Below are 235 nucleotides of genomic sequence, written 5' to 3'. Positions count from 1 at the left end.
GAAACGCGCGGACCATCATCAGCGGAATCGCACCGATCATGCCGACCGCGAAGCCGGTCACCGTATAGGGGCCGAGCCACGCCTGCAACGGCGCGCCGACGTGCAGGCGGCCGTAGAACCAGGTGAAGCAGACGGCCAGTAGCGCAGAGCCGAGCGCCAGCACGAGGCGGGGTCCGATGCGGTCGGACAGCAAGCCTGCAACGACGCAGCCGATCGTCAGCGCGATGGTGGCGAC

1 protein-coding gene is annotated in these 235 nt (G+C 68.5%); it reads right to left on the bottom strand.

Features of this window, described 5'->3' with window-relative positions:
- Positions 1–235: hypothetical protein (locus SB717_RS39595; protein ID WP_410908811.1), on the bottom strand; the 235-nt coding region annotated here is incomplete at both ends.

Source organism: Priestia sp. SIMBA_032 (assembly GCF_046535215.1).
Classification (GTDB): Bacteria; Bacillota; Bacilli; order Bacillales; family Bacillaceae_H; genus Priestia; species Priestia aryabhattai.
Note: the sequence above shows the minus strand (reverse complement) of the source record. Positions and strands in the feature narration are given on the sequence as shown.